This window comes from Streptomyces viridochromogenes (assembly GCF_001270495.1).
Lineage (GTDB): Bacteria > Actinomycetota > Actinomycetes > Streptomycetales > Streptomycetaceae > Streptomyces > Streptomyces viridochromogenes_A.
In genome coordinates, this window is the sequence record NZ_LGUR01000036.1 from 167,141 (window position 1) to 183,195 (window position 16,055).

General features: G+C 65.3%; 13 protein-coding genes. 11 read left to right on the forward strand and 2 right to left on the reverse strand.

The features are described 5' to 3' along the window. The first annotated feature begins 1,968 nt into the window (after nt 1-1,968). The gene (locus ADK36_RS06755; RefSeq protein ID WP_234329694.1) at nt 1,969-2,814 is read left to right on the forward strand and encodes a hypothetical protein; all 846 of its coding nucleotides are present in this window, start codon (nt 1,969-1,971) and stop codon (nt 2,812-2,814) included. Nucleotides 2,815-2,879: 65 nt separating this feature from the next. Here ADK36_RS06755 and ADK36_RS06760 read toward each other — a convergent pair whose 3' ends face one another. Both ADK36_RS06760 and ADK36_RS06765 read right to left on the reverse strand, forming a co-directional pair. Next, nucleotides 2,880-3,932 (reverse strand): hypothetical protein, encoded by a 1,053-nt coding sequence (locus ADK36_RS06760; RefSeq protein ID WP_053196723.1) that lies wholly within the window; start codon nt 3,930-3,932, stop codon nt 2,880-2,882. A gap of 209 nt (nt 3,933-4,141) precedes the next feature. Further along, on the reverse strand, nt 4,142-5,425 hold the full coding sequence (locus ADK36_RS06765) for an MFS transporter (RefSeq protein WP_048579962.1): 1,284 nt from the start codon (nt 5,423-5,425) through the stop codon (nt 4,142-4,144). 264 nt (nt 5,426-5,689) lie between these two features. Between ADK36_RS06765 and ADK36_RS06770 the strand changes: the two genes are divergently transcribed. The 10 genes from ADK36_RS06770 to ADK36_RS06815 all read left to right on the forward strand — a co-directional run bounded on the left by ADK36_RS06770 (nt 5,690) and on the right by ADK36_RS06815 (nt 16,038). Beyond that, nucleotides 5,690-6,886 carry a hypothetical protein gene (locus tag ADK36_RS06770; RefSeq protein WP_053196725.1) on the forward strand — a complete coding sequence of 399 codons (1,197 nt, stop codon included), beginning with the start codon at nt 5,690-5,692 and terminating at the stop codon, nt 6,884-6,886. A gap of 33 nt (nt 6,887-6,919) precedes the next feature. Beyond that, nucleotides 6,920-8,200, forward strand: a complete 1,281-nt coding sequence (locus tag ADK36_RS06775; protein ID WP_048579964.1) for an aspartate aminotransferase family protein — start codon at nt 6,920-6,922, stop codon at nt 8,198-8,200. Nucleotides 8,201-8,278: 78 nt separating this feature from the next. Then, nucleotides 8,279-9,214 carry a TauD/TfdA family dioxygenase gene (locus ADK36_RS06780; protein WP_053196727.1) on the forward strand — a complete coding sequence of 312 codons (936 nt, stop codon included), beginning with the start codon at nt 8,279-8,281 and terminating at the stop codon, nt 9,212-9,214. Between the two features lie 116 nt (nt 9,215-9,330). Then, entirely contained in the window at nt 9,331-10,065 is a 735-nt protein-coding gene (locus ADK36_RS06785; protein WP_048579966.1) for a hypothetical protein, read from the forward strand. A 192-nt stretch (nt 10,066-10,257) separates the two neighbouring features. Beyond that, complete coding sequence (locus ADK36_RS06790) at nt 10,258-11,475, forward strand: hypothetical protein (RefSeq protein ID WP_234329695.1); 1,218 nt, start codon at nt 10,258-10,260, stop codon at nt 11,473-11,475. Between the two features lie 30 nt (nt 11,476-11,505). Beyond that, nucleotides 11,506-12,273: an endonuclease/exonuclease/phosphatase family protein gene (locus tag ADK36_RS06795; RefSeq protein ID WP_053196729.1), complete on the forward strand. Its 768-nt coding sequence runs from the start codon at nt 11,506-11,508 to the stop codon at nt 12,271-12,273. 294 nt (nt 12,274-12,567) lie between these two features. After that, a complete protein-coding gene (locus ADK36_RS06800; protein WP_053196730.1) occupies nt 12,568-12,849 on the forward strand; it encodes an acyl carrier protein in 282 nt (93 codons plus the stop codon). An 84-nt stretch (nt 12,850-12,933) separates the two neighbouring features. Then, nucleotides 12,934-14,154, forward strand: coding sequence for a condensation domain-containing protein (locus ADK36_RS06805; protein ID WP_078942587.1), 1,221 nt, complete (start codon nt 12,934-12,936; stop codon nt 14,152-14,154). A gap of 169 nt (nt 14,155-14,323) precedes the next feature. Further along, on the forward strand, nt 14,324-14,542 hold the full coding sequence (locus ADK36_RS06810; protein WP_107086836.1) for an MbtH family protein: 219 nt from the start codon (nt 14,324-14,326) through the stop codon (nt 14,540-14,542). A 164-nt stretch (nt 14,543-14,706) separates the two neighbouring features. Next, nucleotides 14,707-16,038 carry an FAD-binding oxidoreductase gene (locus tag ADK36_RS06815; RefSeq protein ID WP_048579971.1) on the forward strand — a complete coding sequence of 444 codons (1,332 nt, stop codon included), beginning with the start codon at nt 14,707-14,709 and terminating at the stop codon, nt 16,036-16,038. The last annotated feature ends 17 nt before the right edge of the window (nt 16,039-16,055 follow it).

Sequence of the window (16,055 nt, forward strand, 5' to 3'; positions counted from 1 at the left end):
TGCGATGCACCGCATCTGACGCCGCGCGCTGATCCACCGGGGATTACGGGACAGCCCTTAACTCGCAGAAAGCGATTTCTGATCCTTGGCTGCTGCATCGAACGGGCGGACTTGAGTGCCGGAGGGGTTCGCTCAGGTGGGCTTGTATTCGACGTCAGCGGGGCGATACACGCCGATGCGCACGGTTTCTACTCGGGCCGCCAGACCGTCTGCCGGGGAGTGACGCGACGCTTGCTCAGTCATTCTTCGCCGTTGTGCGCTGTTCATGACGACGCGCTCGGCGATGGAGACGAAGGGCGGTCCCAGAGGCGGCTCAACAGGGCGTCGGCCACTCAGGGGCGAGGCGTCCACATGCGGATGACCGGCAAGTCCATTGCCGAGTACCAGGTGTGGGCAAAGGCGGCTGATCTCCGGGATACGGAAAACAGATAATTTTTCAGCGTGGCCACCGATCGGGTGAGGGATCGGTACCCGTGGCGGACAAAGTTCCCGTGCCGTTGAGGGAGATGTTCGACGCCTCAACTCGCCTGCACAGAAACCTCGTTGGCCTACCGTCCTGCCACGCTCGACCTCTCTCACACGCTGGTCGAACGGGGGCGCATCGGCACCTCGGAGGTGACCGTCGCCGCAAGCTCCTGGCGCGCCAGCGTGCGCCAGCTTGTCCGGTCTACCTGCGCCGACGTCTCTCCGCCGCGCCGGTCGCGGTCGGCTTCGGTACCTCCGTCGGGGTTGCCCGGGCCCAGTCGACGGTCGACATCGAGCTGCTCGCCGATCGCGCGCCCGGCCTGCCGGCCGCGGTGCCCCGATCCTCGCCGACCGCCCTTACCGGGACGCCGTCCAGCGGGATGTAGTCGGGATCGGCTTCGCGCAGAACACGCAATCGAATGGGGCCTATCTCCGTGGCCGACCTCACCCTGGAGCGGCAGCGATGAAAAGGCTCGATCTGTCGAATGACTGAAAACCGCCCTTGCCCGAGGATGTGCACCGACCTGACCATGGATGGATAACCGACATCGCCCATCGCGTCCAGTATCGAGACAGAGGAAAATTGGCCCGATCGAACTGGCCTTCGGCATGATCGGCGTGATGGGCCGGTCTGGCGGTGTCCTGCCGGGCACCTTTTGCTCAAGGGGGGTGAGGTGCGATGACGTGCGGATGACGAGAGTTGTCCACTACGTTGCGAATGCCCCCTCAAGGGTGCAAGTGTCTATTTTTTTGAATTTCTCCAAAATGCGCGAATCGGCCAGGGTTTTCTTCGATGAAATCCATCTGGTCGACGCATCTGGTTCGCCGCGCTAAGGCGCATCGACCTACCGCCAGAGGGTGCCGGAATGGCGCCTTTGGCAATGAACACACGGGGTGAAAAATTAAGATGAAGAGCGTAGAGAAACCTCTTCAGTCAGCGGTCGCCATCTCTGACCCGGTGGTGGCCGCTCGGGCTGTGATCGCCGTCCGGGACGAAGGCGCGCTCGATGAGCGCGGCCGCAGCGAGGCGTTGGACCTCGCCCCCGGATCGCCCAGTCGACCAGCCGCATTTTCAGCCACCTGACCGGTCCTGTTCAGGACAGCCCGATAGATCGCCGCAGCCGGTGATCCCATCGGGGATTTCTCAGTGACGCCGCCGCGTCGACTGCTCGGCATGAACGCGTAGCAACCGACAGGCGCCGGCGTTTCAAGATCGTCTCGGCAGCCAGTGTGCATGAGGTGAGCGGTGGGTGGCCGCGTATCCGGAGCCGGGACGAGGCGGGCTCGAGCCCGCCCATGGGGCGCGCGTGGCCAACCGCGCGCTCGTGCACCGCGGGTGAAACAGACGGTCGAGGGAGGCGACCGATTTCGCAGCGAGGCAAAAAGGCTGGCTGGAGATCCGGTACTTCCCGGCTACTCGCCGGACGTGAATCCGCAGGAGGGCATCCAGATCCTCCTGAAGCGCTCCATCTCCCTTCTTTTCCTCCTGCAGTGTCAACGGACATGCTGATCGGCACCGGGTCCGCCTTGAAACCCCCACAAGTGGTCGAGGAAGACAGGAAGACGCTCTTCATGCACACCAAGATCGAAGCCGATGTAGAAGTGATCGTGACCTGGCGGAACAAGACCCGCCATCCTGGCGGACCCAGCGCCAAGGAACGGATCAACCTGAAGGTCGGCGATCGACTGAACTTCGGCATATCAAGCTACACCGGAGAATTCCAGCCCGGGGCTACGCCCAGCATCGGCGCATTCGAGGTTTCCGACCATCACCTCCTCTTCTCGAACTTCACGACCAGTACCACCTTCGTCATCGAGAATTTGGAGGGCGGCACGGAACTGGTCAAGGCGCGCCCCCGTCAGCTGGGCATGGTGATCCCGTTCGAGATGTCGCGCGTTCTGATCCCGTCCGGCGAGAACATCAGCGAACTCACCGTCTTCACTCCGCCGCCGCGCCTGCTCGGGCCTGACCAGGCCGCCACGGTAGCCGAGTCCGCGATGTCCAAGCTGGACCCGGCGAGCAAGTACTTCGCCGTTCTCGTCGCACTGTGCGAGCCGCGTCTGCGCGGTTCCTCCATGGCAGCCGTTCCCTCCGTTCAGGAGGTGGTCGAGAGGCTGAAGGGAATCAAGCAGTTCAGGGGGGCAAACCGCAGCAGTATCAACTACCACATCGACTATCTGACGGATCAGAAGCTTCCGGTCAGTCAGTGGGCCAAGTACGTGGACGAAGGCCGCATGCACTCCAAGCGCGAGGCCCTGGTCGCGTTCTCACTCCGGTTCGACCTGGTGCGGGAGGAACACCTCGGTCTGCTGCCCGACCTCAAGCGTTCGAGGACGCAGCCTTCGTGAAGTGATGGTCTCCCGCCGTGCGGCCGCTTCTCCATGGCTGCCGGCGGGTACCAGCCGTCTCCCTCTTATGATCCGCTGTAGGCAAGTCGCTTCGTCTCGGCCCTGCTGAGGACTCCGCCGTACAAGGTCTCGAACGCCGCTCCCCGCAGCGCCTTCGGAGTCTCCGCCTTGGAGCCGAGACGGATGTGATCGATACCCCGAGCCCGCGCGTACTGGATGGGCAGGTGAAAGAGCAGGTTGAGGTACAGCGCAAAGCGCTCGTCGCTCTCTTCGCCGGATATTCCGACCTCGTAGACCTCCAACTCGTTTTCCCAGAGAAGGATCGTCTCCACGCCGCGCAATCCGGCCGACTGGGCCGTGAACGCCAGAAGGCCGATGTCGGGATTATCCCGCCAGCCGGAGTAACGGAAACTCACGAACTCGGGATGCTCGTGGGTGCCCTTGCCGGAGTTGTGGTGGGCGATCAACTCGGAGGCCCAGGCGTCGACTTCGTCCCAGGACTCTTCGCCCACGGTCATGGGTACAGCTGCGATCTTGCGCTGGTCCTGGCGGAGCCGATAGCGGATCCTGGACGAGAGACTGCTCTCCCAATCAGGGTCGGACAGACCGAACAGGTGGGCTTCACGGCCCAGTTCGGCCCACACGATGCGGTCATCGGTCGCGGCGTCCAGCGCGCTCTTTGCATCGGCGTACATGTAAGGGAATGTCAGACACAGATCCTCGTCGGCGGCATGCTTGGCGATTTCGACAAGGAGTCTGTGCAACTCGCGCGGCGTCCTGGCTTCCGCGTCGACATGAAAACCGGTGCGTCGGTCGACGCATCCGCCGACCATCAGCGAGGTCCTGGGCGAGCACTCGTCAGCGATTCCGTCCGGAAGACCCCATGAATGGGGGTCATAAGACGGGTCGGGCCACGATCGCATGCGATACCGGTAGACCGGGACGGCCGCCCTCACCTCGTCGCCGTCGAACCATCCGAGGTAGCGACTGACCCACCTGGCGTCCTGCTCATGCTGACGCAGTCGGCTGTAGGAGGATGCGGCACCGGCCGTTGTATCGAGAGCGTCGAACTGCTTCTGGTCGAAGTCCGCGATAGCCGAGGTAAAACCAATAGCCATGTATCAGCCCTCATGATCTAGTGTCCAACCAGCGAGCGCCGACGAGCTTCAGCAGCCTTCGAAGCCGCCGGCGCTGCCCCGACTTTCAGGCCGTCGGCCACGAGCCGTTCTCCGGAGCGGAGTTCGGGACAGCGCCGGCGACCTCGACGACTCCTGCCGATGACGGATACTCGGCGCCGACCGTGCCGGGAGCGGTCGCGTGCTCACCGTCAATCCGTGGTGCTCTGGGGGATGTCGCGAATGTGGCGGAGCGGGGAGAAGAACACGAACCAGCCGGCCGCCCAGGAGCCGATGAAGGCCACCATCAGGGCGGGGCGCACGCCGATCAGGGTGCCGAGTGCGCCGCCGAGGATGCTGCCGAGCGGCAGCGTGCCCCACACGACCCAGCGGACGGCCGCGTTCATCCGGCCCATCAGCTCGGGCGGGGTGACCGACTGCCGGTAGCTGACCTGGGCGACGTTGTAGACCATGAACGCGAAGCCCGTGACGCCCCAGCCCAGCGGGAACAGCAGCACTCCCCAGCCCTGCCAGGCGGCCGCCGCGATGACCTGCGGCGCGCTGAAGACCAGCATCGACATCCAGATGATGCGCGCCGAGCCGACCTTCTTGGCGAGCTGGCCGGCGAACAACCCGCCGGCGATCGCGCCGATCGCTGAGCCCGCCATGATCAGGCCGGTCAGCGCGGGACTCACGTGCAGGACGCGGATCAGGAACACCATGGCCAGCGCCGAGGTCATACCGGAGAACAGGTTCCCGGCGCCGGTGCAGATCACGACCCGCCGCAGGATCGGGTGTCCGAAGACGAAGCGCAGGCCCTCGGTGATCCGGCGGCGCAACGGCTCGTCGGCCGGCGGCGGGGGCGGCGGCTCCTCCCGCCGCCGGATGCCGAGAATCGCCAGCATCGAGACGGCGTATGACAGCGCGTCAGCGACCACCGCACCGGCGGCGCCCACCAGCCCGACCAGGCCGCCGCCCAGGCTCGGTCCGCCGAGCTGCGCGAACGCCTGGGTGGTCCCGAGCTTGCCGTTGGCGGCCATGAGGTCCTCGGTGCGGACCAGGGAGGGCAGGTAGCTCTGGTAGGCGACGTCGAAGAACACGGTGCACACACCGGCCGCGATCGCGACCAGGTACAGCTGAGTCATCGTCAGGACGTCGAACGCGCCCGCCACCGGGATCGAGCCGAGGATCAGCAGGCGCAGCAGATCGCAGACGATCATGATGGAGCGCTTGGGGCGGCGGTCCACGATCGCGCCGGCGGGCAGTGCGATCACCGCGAACGCCAGGGTGGTCGCGGCGGTCAGCAACCCGACCTGGAAGGTGCTCGCCTGGAGCGCGACGACCGCGACCAGCGGCAGAGCCACCCGCGTGACTGCCGATCCAATCTCACTGACCGTCTGACCACTCCACAGCAGGAGGAAATCCCGCTGCCGCCATAGGCTCGGACCATCAGTCTTCGACTCTACATCCTGTAAATCCCTCGCTACTTCAGTCACGGCGCCAACCTAGCAGGACCGGTTCAACCGAGTCAGACCCTCCGGTCCTGTTACCTGTTAGGACTTCAGAGAGCCAAGGTCCGTGCAAACTGAGTTCAAGTTGCAGCGGGCAGGAGTGTGGTGCTGCGGTTATTCCACCTCCCGTCGTATAACGACAGGCTCGCTGACCGGCCGGTAGTACTCGGCCGCCTTTTTGGATTCTCAGCATCGAGCCAGTCCGAGGCCGCCGAACACGACTCACGGCCGAAAACGGGGGGAGACCACATGACCGACAGGCTTCCCTTGTTGAGCGCACAGCTGACCTTCGGTCTGGACGCGCAGCGCGCGGGTCGGAGAGGGACCGTCACCATGATGTTCCGTGCGTCGCCAGGTCACCTGTCGACGGCAGACGTGCGTCAGGTGCTGCAATCCGTGGTGCTCCGAAACCCGGCACTGTCCTACCGGATCCGGTTCTCGCGCGGCGCCGCCTACCAGGAGTGGTACCCGGAAGAATGCGATTTCGCCGAACTCCACACAGCGGGCGCGGATGCCGTTCCGGGATGCGTGACCGAGGTGATCGAGGAATTCGAGACCTCGTTGGACGGTGCGCCGATGGCCGCGCGTCTCATACGCTCGCCCGAGAGCGACAACCTGCTGCTGGTTCTCGATCACGCATTGGTCGACGAACAGTCGATGCTGCTCATCAAGCGGCAGCTGGCTGCCCCGTCGGCCCCGGACGACAGCCAGCTGGCGCGTTATCAAGCCGCCATCCACGACCGGAAGGCATTCGAGGACGCCGCCGCGAACGGCCCGGGAATCAAATTCTGGGCGGACCGTCTGGAAGCCGCCGGTGAATTCCCCCGGGCGACGGGGAGAACCACCCGGGTCATTCCCATCGACACGCTCCCGAGCGTCGCCATCCCGCGTTCCTTTCGCGGGTCCCTGTTCCCCTACGTTCTCTTCTCGATCCATCGCGCCCTGCGAGACGTCGCGGAGCCGGGGCCGAGCGTCATCGGCTACCCGTGGGGCGGGCGGAACGGCGCGTACGCCGACGTCGTCGGGTGCTTCATGAACACCGTCATCTCGCTCGACCCGCCCGGGGCGCGACAGGCACCGGACGCCGCGGGCGACTTCGTCAGGGGTTGGTACCGGGAGATCGACCACGCGGACGTGCCGTTCCCCGCGGTCACCGCTCTCGGATCCACGTTCTCCGGCTCGGTCACGGCGCTGCTCAGCTACACGCACGCCGGTGAGCGCACGGTGCGCATCGCGGGGGTTCCGGTCGTCGAAGTCACGTCGACTCACAGCCGTCCCCCCGAGGTGTGCTCGTTCATGGCCGCCGCACAGGTCCGCGACGAAGAACTTCACCTCCGGCTCCTCCTCGACGAGGAGATCGCTGGTTACGGAGCCCAGGAGTTCGGCTCCCGCTGGCGCCACTGGCTCACCACGGCAATCTCGAGCTTTCCCGAGCGGAAACCCTGAAGACCCGACGACTGGTCCCTGGAGAGTTAAGACATGCACAGTTCCACTTCAACGAGTTCACTGTGGCGACCTTGGACGCCGATCACCCAGCAGGCCGGCTCGCTGCGGATCGTCGAGGCACGGGGCAATCGCGTCCGCGACGCGGAGGGCAACTGGTACCTGGACGCCATCTCCGGTGTTCTGAACGCGTCCTGCGGGCACGGACATCCGCGGCTGATCGAAGCCGCGACCCGACAGTTCGAGCAGCTGGTCCACTACGACCCCATGGTGTCGAGCCACGACCCCGCGGAAACGCTGGCGTCGCGGCTGGCCGAGCTCCTGCCGGGCGAGCTGAACGAGACCTGCCTGCTCAACAGTGGCTCGGAGGCCACCGAAGCGGCCCTCAGGATCGCCCTGCAGTACTGGCGCAACATCGGTGAGGACCGCAACCGGGTCATCACCTTCGAGGCGGCGTACCACGGCACGACCTACCTGGCCCAGCAGCTCTCGGGGCTGCCGTTCACCGCCAGCGAATGGGCCCCGCCCTTCCCGATCGAGCACATCGCCCTGCCCGCCGAACCGCGCGCGATGCGGACCGAGGAAAGCGCCGACGCGCTGATCGCGCTGTTCGCCAAGGCACTTGAGACCGGCCCGCCCGCCGCGGCGGTCATGGTCGAGCCGCTGCTGGGCCTAGGCGGTTGCGTCGTGCTTCCGGCCGGATTCCTCGCCAGGCTCCGGCAGCTGTGCGACCGGCACGGAGCGCTGCTCATCCTCGACGAGGTGTTCTGCGGGTTCGGCCGCACCGGCCGGATGTTCGGATTCGACCACGACGGGATCACGCCGGACATCGTCACCATGAGCAAGGGAATCAGCGGCGGGTACCTTCCGCTGGCCGCGGTGACGGTCACCTCGTCGATCAAGGAGACCTTCGTCCGGGAGCCCATCGCCCAGGGCCTGCGCTATGGGCACACGACGGGCGGGCACGCCGTCGCGAGCAATGTCGCGAACGCCGTGCTCGACGTCATGGCCGACGAGAAGCTCGTCGAGAACTCGGCGGCGCAGGGCGCCACACTGCTGGAGGGCCTGCGGAAGCTCGAGTCGAGCCCGCTGATCACCGATGTCCGCGGACTCGGACTGGTGGTCGCCATCGAGGCCGACAGTCCGGAGTCCGCTGCCGCCGTCGCGACCGCCGCGGCCCAGGCGGGAGTGATGACGCGTCACGAGCGCGGGGTGATCCGGATCGCGCCCCCGCTGACGATCACCGACGACGACACGGCAGAGGTGCTCCAGAAGATCAGCGGCGCCGTCGACGTCGCCGCCGCAGCACATCGCTGAACCGATCGGTTGACGCGGCGGGTGGCGGGGCCGGCGGAGTTCTGGTTGTGAGCGGGATTTCAAACAGGAGGAGATCAAGTGAGCGAGACCGTCCCCATGCGGCAGGAAGTACTCATTTCTTCCTTCGGTGCCCCGGGCGACTCGCCGTTCTCGTGGCTGCACGACATGGCGACGACCATTCGTGACCACATGCTGCTCCGGGGAGCGGTTCTCGTCCACGGCCTCCCCATGGACGGACCGGACAGTCTCGCCCAGGCACGAGATGCCCTGGGTATCGCCGGCCACACGCCCACCGAGGCGTTCAACAATCGCAGCGACTTCGGAAACGGCATCCTCTCGCCGATCAACTGGCCGAACGACCGGGTCATTTGCCCGTTCCAGGAGAGCTCCTTCAGCAGGACGTTCCCCTCGGTGGTACTCACCGCGTGCGTCACCCCGCCGGACGGCGACGGGCAAACGCACCTCAGTGACACCCGTCGGATGGCCGATCACCTGCCGGCGCACCTCGCCGATCGTGTCCGGACGGGTGGCTGGACCATGGCCCGGTCCTTCCACGAAGGGTTCGGAATCACCTGGCAGGAAGCGTTCTCCGTGGCGGACCGCGCGGCACTCGACGAGCTTTTCGAGACCTCGGGAATCAAACCCGAGTGGCTCCCCAACGGCACGCTGCACACGGTGCGCCACCGGCCCGGCTTCATCGATCATCCGACGACCGGGGAGGAGTGCTGGTTCAACCAGATCTCCTTCCTCAACGCCGGCAACCTCGATCCGGTCGAGCGTGCCATCATGACCGACGCATTCGGGGAATACCTCCCGATGAACACGTTCTTCGGTGACGGATCGCCGCTGTCCGATGAGGACTTGACCGCCATTCAGCATGCCTACGACTCGGTGCGGATCGATGTCCCGTGGCGTCGCGGCGACCTGCTGGTCACCGACAACATCATCATGGCCCAAGGCCGATCGAAGTTCGAAGGCTCCCCTGAATTCCTGATCGCCCTCGGCGGGGAGTAGCACCCCGGATCGGTTCGCAGGCCCCAGAAGCAGAAGGCGACCGTTGCACAGGGTCTTGCCTTTCCATACCCATCAAGTGGCTGGATCGCCAGCACCCAGAAAGGGAGATACAGGTCATGGCGCAGGTTCTAGCAGAGGCGACCCTGCAGGAAATCAAGGAACACCTGGAAGTGGTCGTGGACAGCGGACGCGGCACGACTTTCCAGGGCTCGGAGTCGGTGGTCCGCAATCTTGCCGAACCGAAGGAACTACGGTCCCTGATCGGTCAGATCATCTCTGACGACGCTGCCCTCGCCGACATAGCCGCCCGCTCGTACTACCACGCGAACAACTTCCTGAAGGTCGTGCTCCTGGCCGGCGACAAGAACCCCTGGAAGCTGCGCCTCCACATGTGGCATCCGCAGCCGAACGCCTCGGGGACCATCACGGAGGACATCCACTCGCATCGCTGGGACTTCACGACCGCGCTCGTGGTCGGCGAGTACTTTGCCCAGGAGTTCAAGATCGGCCCCGGCACTGAGTACTACCACTTCAAGTACCTGCCGATCGGCCAGGGGAAGACCTTCTCCCTGGAAGCACAGGGCAAGGAAGAGTTGTGCAGCGTGTTCGAGGCGGTCCTGCCGGCCGGAACCGTCTACCACATCAACCACGAGGTTCTGCACTGCATCTCTCGATCTGCCGGCAAGGCCGCGGCCTCGCTCGTCCTGCAGCAGCCCGCCGAGGAGGACTTCACGAACGTCTACCGGACGTCACCTGCCGGCGAGCAGGCCAAGACCGAGATCGAGGTGCAGCGGCCGTCCGTCGCTCAACTGCGGGAAGAGCTGGAGCACTTCCTGACCTGGCTCGACTGACGCCGGTCGGCCTCACGACCAAGGACGAATGTCTAGGAGAGTGCGCCGGTGCAGCAAGCTCATGAGACTTCACCTACTCCACGCGCGCTTCCTGCCCGTGGATCCGCCGCCTCGATTCCTTCGAGTCCCAGCGACTACGATCGGGGCGCGATAGAGGAGCTCGGACGGGCGCCTACCGTTGAATCAGCTCGGTTGTTCAAGAATGCCGCGCAGCGGCGGAACCTCTCCAGGGAAGATCTGGCCCTGGTCCGCGCGGCGCGAGAAGCAATCAAGCAGCGCGCACACAGTATTGCCGCACTGGTCGAGAGGGTGGAGTGCCTCTCGCTCACCGCGGACGAGTGCTCCGTTCTGCGACCACCTTACGGTCGTGCCAAGCACCTTCCCAGTCCCGATCGCCCGTATGTGTATCTGGCCGTTCACACCGGACAGGGCGGCGTAAGCGTCACGCCGGTCTGGGCGGCCACGGTCGGTGGGAACGTGGTCATGAGCACGGTGGAGAACAGGATCAAGGCAAGGGCCACCGCCCTTGATCCGATGGTCGCGCTCTCCGTGCCGGCCGGGATCGGGAGCCAAATATCCTTCGAAGTGGGCGGCTTCGTAAGACAGTCGCCGGACCCCGAGCGCAAACTGATCCGTACGCTCGCCGAAATGTACAGCACTCGAAAGATCGGCGAGCAGACAGACGGCAATTACACGAGTTGGGACCAGCGCGAACGGAACGAGCGGATTCAACTGGAGGTCCTGGCCTACCACGTTCGTAATGAACTCGGGGACGAGCCCGTATCCCGATCCGCTCCTTACGTCCAGGCGTTGGCGCCGAGGTACAGCAACGACAGCCTGCCTCAGTCGTCCGGGCGAAGCGGGCACGACAGCTTCTGGGGGCCGGACGAGAACTACACGGAAGACGAGCCGGAGCTGCGCGAGGCCCGTGACGAGCTGGTCATCCTCGGCATGGCGCGTCAGGCCACGGAAAACAAGTATCGCTCTCTGACCGCCACCTACGGACATCTCGCTTGCTTCGGCCACCAAGGCCTTCTGCGCTGTCGCCAGATCGGGTTCGACGTGATCGACGTCAAGGAAGAGGCTCGTATTGCGTTTCTTGTCGACAAGCGCGACTGCGATGTTCTTCGGAGGAACCCGGCGGCTGCGATGTCTGCTGCGAAGTATCGCAGCGGGAGTGTGTGGCTGCAGTCCCAGGGGCTGATTCAGCTGCACGACGACCCGGGTCCGGTCCGGGAGGCGATCCGACGCCTTGAGAGCCGGTACAACCGTGTTCACCATCGACTGGCGCTCGACCTGAGTTCGTGTGAGCGCACTCCTGGGGATTATGTGCTGGCGACCCTGTCTCACCAGCGGCTCAGCAGTCGATACCGTGAGGCGGAGCGATCGTTGCGCTCGGCAATTCTATAAATGTTCTCCCTCTCCCCGTAGGATGCATTTATGAGGCCCACACTCCTGAAGCTCGCCACCTGGAACATTGGGGGAGGAATCCTTGGGGAGTCTCATCAGCGCGGCGTAAGTCCGTCGCTCGACTACTATGCCTCGATACTGAAAGACCACGTGCCCGACGTGGTCTGTCTGCAAGAGGCCCATGATTATCACGGACGCCGAGAGGGCCAGTCGGAATATCTGGCGAGATATGCCGGGTATCCGTACGTAACGTCGTTCCCCACCAGCGCATCACATATGGCGGAGAACGCTTCCCTGGCACTCGGCATCCTGTCCCGGTTCCCCATCGAGGACGTGGTCTACAAGCAGTTTCCCAATCCCCGGCTGGAGGGTACCAGCCCGAACGGTGAGCCCTGGCAGCTCCACGACAAGGGCTATGTGGTCGCATCGATAGATCTGGGTGATCGGAAACTCGGTCTCATCAACGGGCACTGCTTTCCCCTGCATCACTTCGGAGCGAGCCCCACCGAGCCGGTATTTGCGGAGATGTGGGAGATGCTCACGGAGGATCTACTGGCGATCGGCGGTGCTGGTACGGCGTTTGCCGCCCTTGACGCGAACTATGGGCGGATAGAAGAGCTGCTCAAGGAAGTCTTGCTTCCGGGAAATTATCTGAGTGCGTTCGAGGGAACTCCAACGACCCCCAAGGGCGTTCAGAAGGACCATATTCTCTACGGTCATTCGGTGCGGCTGCTTACGACGACGGTAGCGGCTACCGAGTCCGACCATTCATATTGCCAGGTGAGTGTTCTGGTGTAATTCCGCCGGCTTCGGCGAACGGGGGAGCCTGTCACGCGCGGGGCAACCACACGTCACACCACCCCAGCGGGCACGGCTTCGCACCGTCCCGGTGTGCCCCACTTTGTGTAGATATTCGAGACGTCTAACGCGGCGGAAAGTGTTGTCGTGCCCGGGGCGGCTGCGGGCGATGTCGGCATGATCCTGACTGGTGTCAGTACAGGCGCATCCTGTCGATCGGTAGCTTATGGTTCCGCCGCAACCTGCAAGTTGTCGTACCAGAAAATCGCGCAGAAGTCGTGAGGAGCTCCCGACGTGAATCTACAGGATCAAAAGGCGCCGGATCGGGTTGAGGTCCTGACCGAGATCTGGCGGAAGGTTCTTGGCAAGCCGGACCTCGACGAGAACTCGGATCTCTTTGAGAGCGACGGGTCGTCATTGCATGTCCTACAGATCACCGGCATGATTCATGATGCTCTCGGTGTCGATGTGAAGCTGCGGCATGTGTTCTCCTACACGTCGCCGCGAAGCCTTTCGGATTTCCTGGAAGGTGAGCTGGGGCAAGGGGACGTTGCTGCGAATGGAACCAATCCCTGATACCGGAAAGTTTCACTCGCCCGGAGGTAGAAAATGACAGTATCCCAGGTCAAGGCCTCCCGGGGTCCGACTTCGCTCACAGAAATGGCCCGGCTGACCGGAGAGTTCGCCGACTGGCACAATCTGCACTACATGGCGATGTGGCTCACCGGGGAACTGAACATTGCCGCGCTGCGCGATGCCTGGTGGCGGGTCTGCCTGCGTCACGACGTCCTGCGTCGGACCTACCTTTCGGCGGATGAAGCATGCACGCACGATGACGCGCTGAGCGAGGTGGAATTCCACACCGCCGAAACGGACGCAGAGGCGATCGAGCTGATGCGCCGGTTCATCGGCACCCCCTTCAGCCTGGACGGACCGGGGTTCTCGCGCATCGCCATCGTGCAGCGCGGCGAGCGAAGGCATCTCTTCGGGATCGCGATGGACCACATCATCAGCGATCAGGCATCCTGGGCCCGTATCCGGGCGGATTTCACCGAATTCTACGACCGTGCTCTGGCCGGCGATTCCGGCGACGTCACGAACGTGAGCAGCTACCAGAGTTTCGCCTCGGAGGAACGTCGGTTGTTCTCCGGCGCGTGGGGGGAGGAGCGCAGGGCGTTCTGGCGCTCCTACGTCGGGGAGTTCGGGACGTTTCCTCCGTCCTTTCCGGTCGGCGCGGAGCACACGGGGGAGTATCAACCCAGGCGGGTCACCCGTGAACTTCCGGAGGATGCGAAGTCGCGGGTACACAAATTCTCGCTGGCGGCCCGGGCGACCCCTTTCGCAGTGGTCACCTCCAGTGTGCTCGCCGCCATGCGGGAAGTGACCGGCGATCCGCTGCCGGGGATCTCCGTCAACCAGCACGGTCGTGTGCTGCCCGGCACGTCGGAGACCGCCGGGCTGTTCGTCCAGACCGTCCCGCTGCACCTCGGGCGGCAGACCAGGAGCCCGCTCGAAACGGTCCGGGACGTGTTCCTCCGGACCCATGACGTCTTCGAGTACAGCATTCCGCTCCTCGTGGCCGGAAGGTTCTGGAACGAGACACTGATGGTGGCGGACCGGCAGGCGGGACTGTACGTCAGTCTCAACGAACACCCGCCGTCCACGTTCAACCTGCGGGCGTTCACCGGAACCGAGGGGGAGTACGTCGAACTGGACTTCCCCGGCGGGAAGCGCTTCGTGGAGACCGTGGTCGTCGCGTGGAACCTGTACGAGACGGGGCCGGAGCTCGTCGCGCACTACAACGAGAACTACTTCCCCGGCGCGGCCGTGGAAAAGGTTCTCGAGGCGGCTGAACGGTTCGCACTGACTCCAGGCAGCTAGGGAGCCTGGCAGTTGGGAGGGCCCGGCAGCTGGGAAGCCCTTCGAACCGGCCCAAGGAGTCGCGGATCCGGCGTGCAATGACGAACCGTTCCCCGAAACCGGGGAACGGCGACCGTTTTTCTGGCGCATCACGGTGATGGTGTCGGCCACGGAAAGCCTGAGGAGTGGCATGTTCGACGACGAGGGACACGAGTTCTGCGTAGTGCGGAACGGCGAGGAGCAGTACTCGATCTGGCCGGCCGGGCGGGAGCTGCCCGCCGGCTGGGTCGAAGTCGGGACGCGGGGCCCGAAGGCCGAATGCCTCGCCTACCTCGACCGTACCTGGACGGACATGCGGCCCGCGAGCCTGCGCCGGAGCCTGTCCGCCGACGAGGGATCAGCCGCCTGACGGCCGATCGGTCACGCAGTGGCGGCGGGCCGCGCCCGGCTCGCCGCCAACTCCACGACCTGGCCGACATCCACTCGCATGTTCGGCCAGGCGGCCCTGGAGCAGCCCGAACGTGCGCCAACTGATCTGCACCGTGTGCAGACCGACTTGGGGATCGCGTACTGATGACTGCTTTCACCGGGGCCTTCTGGCGGAGCGGCGACACCGGGTTCGCCGACGCCACGACCTCGCGCGTCTTCAACCACCGGCGGCCGTCGCGCCGACCGGCGGCGGTGCTGCGTGCCGCTCACGCCGCTGATGTGGCGGCAGGAGTGAAGCTGGCGGCGGCAGAGGGCTGGAAGGTCGCCGTCCGCTCCGGCGGGCACAGTTGGGCTGCCTGGTCGTTGCGAGAGGACACCCTGCTCATCGACCTGGCCCTGCTCACCGGGATGTCCTACGACCCGGCCGACGCAACCGTGGCGGTCGGTCCGGCGGTGCGTGGCGGCCTGGACCTGGACCCGTATCTCGCCGGGCACGGGCGGTTCTTCGCCGTGGGCCACGCCCCCACCGTCGGCATGGGCGGCTTCCTGCTACAGGGTGGCATCGGCTGGAACTGCCGCGGATGGGGCTGGGCCGCGGAGTCCATCGAGTCCATGGACGTGGTGACCGCCGCCGGTGAGCTGGTCCGGTGCTCCGAGACGGAGAACGCCGACCTGTTCTGGGCGGCGCGCGGGTCGGGGCCCGGCTTCTTCGGCGTGGTCACCGAGTTCCGGCTGCGGACCCGCCCCCGGTTCCGGGAACTGACCCAGTCCACCTACGTCTTCCCCGCCGAGTTCGCCTCGGAGGTCCTCACCTGGTACCACACGGCGCGCCACGAACTGCCGCCGTCCGTCGAGCTGGCTGCCGTCGGCTGCACTCCGCCCGGGTCCGACTCGCCGGCGCTGATCATCGACGCGGTCTCGTTCGACGGCGGCCCGGCCTCGCTGGCCGCGCTCGACACCTGTCCGGTGGTCGACAAGGCCGTGGCGACCAAGGTCGCCCAGCCGGTGGAGTTCGCCGACCTCCAGGCCGCGCAGCTGCGGTCCAACCCCGACTACCACCGCTACTTCGCGGACAACGCCTTCCTCGCCGGTGCCACCTCCGAGCTGGTCCCGGCGCTGATGCCCGCCTTCACCGAGCTGCCCACGTCCAAGACATTCACGGTCCTGGGCGACTTCACCCCCCTGGTGTCCCGCCGTCCGCCGGACATGGCCCTGTCGGTGCAGACCGACCTGTACTTCGCCGCGTACGTGATCGGCGAGGCCCCGGAAGAGGACGCCGGGTGCCGCTCCTGGCTGGACGGGACCATGGAGCGGGCGGCACCGTACTCGGCCGGTTGCTACCTGGGCGACAGCGACCTCACCGTACGACCCGACCGGATCATGTCCGACGCGGCCTGGTCGAAGTTCCAGCAGATCCGCGCCGTACGCGACCCTGAAGGCCGCTTCGCCGGCTACCTGGGCACCCCCGCCCAATAGCCCGCGGTCCCGCCGAT